Origin of the sequence: Marivita sp., from assembly GCF_022763305.1 — a bacterium.
GTDB lineage: Bacteria > Pseudomonadota > Alphaproteobacteria > Rhodobacterales > Rhodobacteraceae > Marivita.
The window spans coordinates 54,771-61,556 of the sequence record NZ_JALEGT010000053.1 but is presented as its reverse complement, the minus strand read 5'-3'; the positions used below and the strand labels follow the sequence as shown (position 1 = coordinate 61,556).

General features: G+C 64.2%; 6 protein-coding genes. 3 read left to right on the top strand and 3 right to left on the bottom strand.

Translation table 11 applies throughout. The features are described 5' to 3' along the window. Positions 1–219: 219 nt before the first annotated feature. On the top strand, positions 220–906 hold the full coding sequence (locus MRY75_RS10620; protein ID WP_292307626.1) for a glutathione S-transferase: 687 nt from the start codon (positions 220–222) through the stop codon (positions 904–906). 66 nt (positions 907–972) lie between these two features. Beyond that, entirely contained in the window at positions 973–2,484 is a 1,512-nt protein-coding gene (locus MRY75_RS10615) for a YifB family Mg chelatase-like AAA ATPase (protein ID WP_292307625.1), read from the top strand. Positions 2,485–3,144: 660 nt separating this feature from the next. Here MRY75_RS10615 and gshB read toward each other — a convergent pair. From gshB to rsmI, 3 genes are all read right to left on the bottom strand, one after another. Next, positions 3,145–4,077 carry a glutathione synthase gene (gene gshB / locus MRY75_RS10610; RefSeq protein WP_292307623.1) on the bottom strand — a complete coding sequence of 311 codons (933 nt, stop codon included), beginning with the start codon at positions 4,075–4,077 and terminating at the stop codon, positions 3,145–3,147. Positions 4,078–4,142: 65 nt separating this feature from the next. Continuing rightward, entirely contained in the window at positions 4,143–4,514 is a 372-nt protein-coding gene (locus MRY75_RS10605) for a YraN family protein (protein ID WP_292307629.1), read from the bottom strand. Positions 4,515–4,649: 135 nt separating this feature from the next. Then, a complete protein-coding gene (gene rsmI / locus MRY75_RS10600) occupies positions 4,650–5,507 on the bottom strand; it encodes a 16S rRNA (cytidine(1402)-2'-O)-methyltransferase (protein WP_292307621.1) in 858 nt (285 codons plus the stop codon). Between the two features lie 89 nt (positions 5,508–5,596). On the opposite strand from rsmI, the gene MRY75_RS10595 reads away from it, so the two are divergent. Continuing rightward, positions 5,597–6,778 (top strand): penicillin-binding protein activator, encoded by a 1,182-nt coding sequence (locus MRY75_RS10595; protein ID WP_292307620.1) that lies wholly within the window; start codon positions 5,597–5,599, stop codon positions 6,776–6,778. The last annotated feature ends 8 nt before the right edge of the window (positions 6,779–6,786 follow it).

Genomic DNA, 6,786 nt, shown 5'->3' with positions numbered 1-6,786 from the left:
TCATAATCAAACAGTACCAGCCGCTGCCCTGTTCAACATGTGGCAGAGTGAATCGGCCTAACAAAAAGTCAGGTCAATTCAGGAGGACGGGTATATTCACTTAACGTGCTGACAGATTCATTCGTTCCGGTGATGGGGTCGCGCACAATTCGAAATTGGGAAAGGCCAGCGCCCCGGGGTAGACTTGCTTGAAACACGGGCAACAGGGACACGCCTTGCATGAGTTACGAGCTTTTCATCGGTGATTACGCCTATTCCAGCTGGTCGCTTCGCGGCTGGCTGCCTTTCCGCAAGGCCGGTCTGACCCCGCGGATTCACTTCGTCGATTTCCACAAGGCCGAGGTCGCCGATCAGTTGACCGATATCGCCCCGGCCCGCACCGTGCCGGCCATGCGCACACCCGAAGGCACCGTGGTCTGGGACTCCCTCGCCCTCGCCGAGGAACTACACAGCCGCCACCCAGAGGCCGTTCTCTGGCCGACAGATCCGGGCACCCGCGCCCTAGGCCGCGCGCTCGCAGCGGAAATGCATTCGGGCTTTTCCGCACTGCGCGGCGAATGTCCGATGAACCTGCGCACCGCCTATCGGGACGTGCCCCTGTCCGAGGCGACACGGGCCGACATCGCCCGCATCGAAACCCTCTGGGCCCATGCGCGCAGCCGTCATGCCGATCAGGGTCCCTGGCTTCTGGGCAGCTATTCCATCGCGGACATCGCCTTTGCGCCTGTCGCGGCACGCTTTGCCGGGTATGACGTGGCCCTGTCGGACGTGGCGCAGGCTTATGTCGCGGCGCATCTTGCCGATCCCTGGTTCCGCGAATGGCGCGAGATGGGGCTGAACATCGGCGAAACGCTGCAACGCTATGCCAAACCCTTTGCCACCAAACCGTGGCCCGGTCCTGCCTGAGCACCTGCGTTAACCATTTCGCAACCATGATCGACCAAACCTCGCAGCAGACGAGGACAGGATCACATGGTTGCGCATGCCTATACTGTCGCCTTCGAAGGCGTGGACGCCCGCATGGTCGAGGTCCAATGCGCTGTCACCCCCGGCGTGCCCGCCTTCGCCGTGGTGGGCTTGCCCGACAAGGCCGTATCGGAATCCCGCGACCGCGTACGCGGCGCACTCTCCACCCTGCACATCGCGCTGCCGTCAAAACGCATCACCGTGAACCTGTCACCGGCCGACCTGCCCAAGGAAGGCTCGCATTTCGATCTGCCCATCGCCCTTGCCCTGCTGGCTGAACTGGACATCCTGCCCAAGGATGCGGTCAGCGAGACCGTCGCCCTTGGAGAGCTGTCCCTTGATGGTGCGCTGATCCCGGTGATCGGCGCATTGCCTGCCGCAATGGCCGCAGCCGAAGAACACCGCACCCTGATCTGCCCCGCCGCCTCCGGTGCCGAAGCGGCCTGGGTCGGCGCGTGCGAGGTGATTGGCGCTGCGGGCCTCATGGACGTGATCCAGCATGTGACCGGACGCACACCTCTGGCCCCCTGCAACCCCGGCGAGGTCGCGCGCAGCCCCGACAACCGCGACATGCGCGATGTCAAAGGTCAGGAGCGCGCCAAGCGTGCGCTCGAAATCGCCGCTGCAGGGCGCCACCACCTGCTCATGGTCGGCACGCCGGGATCCGGCAAATCCATGCTGGCCGCCCGCCTGCCCGGCATCCTGCCGCCACTGACCCCTGCCGAAGCACTGGAAACATCAATGGTGCATTCCCTCTCCGGCCTGATCGAAGCCGGGGGCATCTCCCGCCACCGCCCCTTCCGCGAACCGCACCACACGGCTTCGATGGCCGCCATTGTCGGCGGCGGCCGCACCGCCAAACCCGGCGAAATCAGCCTCGCCCACAATGGCGTGCTCTTCATGGACGAGTTCCCGGAATTTCCCCGCGCCGTGCTCGAAACCCTGCGCCAGCCCATCGAGACCGGAGAGGTGATGGTCGCGCGGGCCAATGCCCATATCAAGTACCCCTGCCGCTTCATGCTGGTGGCCGCCGCGAACCCCTGCAAATGCGGCTATCTCAGCGACCCCGCCCGCGCCTGTTCCCGCGCGCCCGGCTGTGGCGAAGACTACATGGGCCGCATTTCCGGGCCGCTCATGGACCGGTTCGATCTGCGCGTCGATGTGCCCCCGGTGGCCTTTCGCGATCTCGACCTGCCGGCATCAGGCAGCACAAGCGCCGATCTGGCCCGGCGCGTCGCCACCGCCCGCGCCGTTCAGGCCGACCGCTTCCAAAGCAGGCCCGACCTGCGCCAGAACGCCGATCTGCAGGGCGATCTTCTCGAAGAGGTCACGCAGCTCGACCCCGGCAGCCGAGACCTTCTAACCAGCGCCGCAGATCGCTTCGGCCTCTCCGCGCGCGGCTATCACCGCGTTCTGCGCGTCGCCCGCAGCATCGCCGATCTCGACGGGTCAGAGCGCATCACCCGTGATCATCTCGCCGAAGCGCTGAGCTACCGCCTGCCGCAGAATGCGCCCTGACTCAGGGGCAACCGTTTGATGACCAGCAGCACGCCGCGTCGGACCGACGGGGACCTCCGCGTACAGCGCCTGCCGCTCCGCGCAGAGCGCCCTCCCTCACGGTGGCGCTTTGGAGTTGCGCAACAGCACAAATAACCATGACTAGGCGCGGAGCCGCTTCACTCTCCGCGTGCAGCGTCGCTTGACGCCCTGCACAGTTGCGCTGTCACATGTCACCCCGTGCCGGCAAAACCAAGCCGAACGCCTCGAAACTCTGGAGAATGGCATCGGCGACCAGTCAACTCCGCCCCAGTATGCCGCGTGTCAATAACCCCCGCAGGGACCTTGCAAGATGCTTCGGTGAAGAGGGCCGTCAGGCCCGATGAACACACCATGTGACATCAACACACCGTGAACACACCGTGTGACGTCAACAAGCTCGAAGGCCACGCACCAAAGCCGCCCCCAACCAACGCAGCAGCCACACACCCACACGGCCTTTGCAAGCATCGAAACAATGCGCGGTGATTACAGCCGCACGTCCTCTTACGGCAGAATACGGGGTCACCAGCTGCCGCACTCAAGGTGGCATCGCCATGTCGGCAGTCATGCCCTGCGTCGCATAAGGCGTAAGCCGATACAGCACAGCCGTCCCCCGGCCCTGGGGCCAGTCACTTGGCCCTAAAGCTTGGCCTCGATGGCCTGCCAAATCTTTTCGGCGACGTTGATCCCATCGAACCGTTCCAATTCCTGCATGCCGGTCGGCGAGGTGACGTTGATTTCGGTCAGGTACGAACCGATCACGTCGATCCCCACAAAGACCTGCCCTTTCTCCCGTAAAAGAGGTCCGATCCGTGCGCAAATCTCAAGGTCATGCTCGGTCAGCCCGATCTTCTCCGGCCGCCCGCCGACATGCATGTTCGACCGTGTCTCCCCCTCAGCCGGCACGCGATTGATCGCCCCCACCGCCTCGCCATCCACAAGGATGACGCGCTTGTCGCCCGCGGACACATCGGGAAGGAATTTCTGCACGATCAGCGGCTCGCGCGAGAAGCCGGTGAACAGTTCGTGCAACGAGGTCAGGTTCCGGTCATTGGCATCCAGCCGGAAAACCCCGGCCCCGCCATTCCCGTAAAGCGGTTTCAGGATGACATCCCCATGGCGCACTTTGAATGCCTTGATCGTGGCCAGATCACGCGCGATCATGGTCGGCGGCGTCAGGTCCGGAAAATCCAGCACCAACAGCTTTTCGGGATAATTGCGCACCCAGAATGGATCGTTTACAACCAGCGTCGTCCCGCGCAACCGGTCAAGAAGATGGGTCGACGTGATGTAATGCATGTCGAACGGCGGATCCTGCCGCAGCCACACCACGTCCATCTCCGCGAGGTCGACCTGCACTTCCGGCCCAAGCGTCACATGATCGCCCTGCACCCTCCGGACGGTGAACCACTGCCCGACCGCAAGAATGCGCCCCTCGTCATAGGCAAGCTTGTCCGGGCTGTAGAAGAACAGCTCATGTCCCCGTGCCTGCGCCTCCTCGGCGAGACGGAAAGAACTGTCGGCATTGATGTTGACCGACTGGATCGGATCCATCTGAAACGCGATCTTCATGGACTGCCCCCTGCGTTAGCCCCCCTCTAATGGCGCAAGCATTAGGGGCATGCAAGATCGCAGCGTCACAGTCCCACGCTGACATTCGGAATGATCTCGATCACCCCCATCGCATCCACAAGCGCCACGTCAAGCCGGGCGTCCGTCAACGTTCCATTCGGGCACTGGCCGAGGTAATCCTCGGCACTTTTCAGGAACCGTCCAAGCTGTCGCGCCGAAATCCGCTGCACCGCAGCAGCATGTGTCCGGCTCTTCTTGACCTCGACAAAGACCACCCGCTCCCCCTCGGTCAGGATCAGGTCGATCTCCCCGCAACGACCGCGCCATCGGGTTTCGCACAACCTCGCCCCGCGATCGACGTAATCGCGCGCCACCGCCTGCTCGGCGCTCAGACCGGCGTGGTAATTGGACACCTGCTTCCTGAACCCGGGGCGCATGGACGGTCCCGTCCGCCCGGCGCCGTTCCCCACCGGCACAAACTGCATGTCCGCACCCAAGCCGCTCCCGCGCTCTCCTGAAAAATCCAATGGCATGTCACATCTCCTTTTCAGGCTGTTCTACACCCATGTCGTCTAATTTTTTCCTAACGCCATCGCCATTTGATAGGCGTCCCGACGCGAAATTCCAAAAATGGCAGACACTTCGGACGCCGCGTCCTTGACGGACAGCCGTGTCAGGGCCTCCTGCAGCGCGGCCTCGACGGTCGTTGCGTCCGTGACGGGCCCTGCGCCTCGGTCGATCAGCACCACGATTTCGCCCTTCGGGCTCTCGTCGGCATATTTCCGGGCCAGCTCGTCCAGCCCTCCGGCACTCCGTTCCTCGAATTTCTTGGTGAGTTCCCTGCACACGACGGCCGCACGATCCGGGCCAAACACCTCCACCGCGTCGCGCAACATCGCCCCCAGCCGTTTCGGGGATTCGTAAAAGATCAGCGTGGCCGGAACCCCGACCAGTTCCGACAGGGCGGACTTTCGCTTGCCGGCACTGGTCGGCAGGAATCCTGCAAACAGGAACCGGTCCGATGGCAGCCCGGACAGGGTCAGAGCGGCCACCGCTGCCGTCGGTCCAGGCGCCGTCGTGCAGGGCACGCCGGCCTGCAACGCGGCGCGCATCAGGTCGAATCCCGGGTCCGATATCAGCGGCGTGCCCGCTTCGGACGCGTAGACAACGGACTGACCGGCCTCGAGCGCGGCCATCAACCGGGGCCGGGCGCGGGCGCCATTATGGTCGTGATAGGCGATCAGCGGACGCTCGCCCAGCGGCACCCCGTGAATGTCCATCAGCCGCCGCAAGGAGCGGGTGTCCTCGGCTGCAAGCACATCCGCCCCGGCAAGCAGATCAAGCGCGCGCAAAGTGATGTCGCGCGCATTGCCCAGAGGTGTCGCGACAAGGTAAAGCCCCGGCGCGATCTCGCGTGTCTGCCAATTCATGTCTGGACCCGCCTTTGTCGTTGTCTATTATCGGCCCCAATCAATGTCGCGCGCCGAAGACCTTTCCGCGCGCAAAGGGAGTGCGTTTCATGTTGGCTGTTTTGTCCACCCCCCGCAAGCTGTTGCGCAAGGTTGTTGCGGTCTCGGCCTTTCTCGGTCTGGCCGCCTGCGACCCCGCGATGATGTCGGCGCCCAGCGTGGGGTCCGGCCCCAGCGTCAACACCAACGCCCCAGTGCCGGTGGCGCTGCTGGTTCCGCGCAGCGACAGCGGTGCGGGCGCCGTGGCGGCCAGCCTCGAGAACGCAGCGCGTCTTGCCATTGCCTCGCTCGACGGTGTTCAGATTGACCTGCGCGTCTACGACACGGCCGGTGACGCCCAACGCGCCGCGCTTCAGGCCGAAACCGCTGTTGCAGAGGGCGCGCAGATCATTCTCGGCCCACTCTTTGGAGAAGCCGCCAACGCGGCCGGTGTCGCCGTGGCCGACAATGGCGTCAACGTGCTCAGCTTCTCAAACAATCCGTCGATTGCGGGCGGCAACGTTTTTGTTCTCGGGCCCACATTCCGCAACACGGCCAACCGCCTGCTCGGCTATGCCGCGCGCCAGGGCCGCAACTCCGTGGTCATCGTGCACCCGCAGAACGTTGAAGGCGAGTTCGGCAAGGCCGCGATCCAGGTCGCAGCGAGCCAGAACGGCGTGCGTGTGGCTGCGATTGAATCCTTCCCCTTCTCGCAGGAAGGCGTCACCTCTGCCGTGCCCCGCATTCGAAGCAGCATTGACGCGACCGGCGCGGACTCGGTCTTTCTGACGTCGAACGCGGCAGGCGCCCTGCCGATGCTGCTGCAACTGCTTCCCGAAGCCGGGATCAGCCCGTCGACAACCCAGTACATGGGCCTTGCGCGATGGGACGTGCCGACACAAATCCTGTCGATGCCCGGCGCCCAGGGTGGGTATTTCACCCTGCCCGACACGGCCGCGAAGAATGCCTTTGACAGCCGCTACCGCGCCCAGTTCGGTCAGGACCCGCATCCGCTTGCCGGACTGGCCTTCGACGGGATCGCGGCCGTCGGTGCCCTTGTGCGCCAGGGCCGGTCGGATGCGCTCAGCGCGCGGGCGCTGACACAGAATTCGGGCTTTCAGGGGGCCAATGGTGTCTTCCGCATCCGCCCGGATGGTACAAACGAGCGCGGCCTCGCGGTGGCGACCGTGCGCAACAATCAGGTGACAATTCTTGACCCAGCCCCATCCGGCTTCGGCGGCGCAGGCTTCTAAATCCCTGA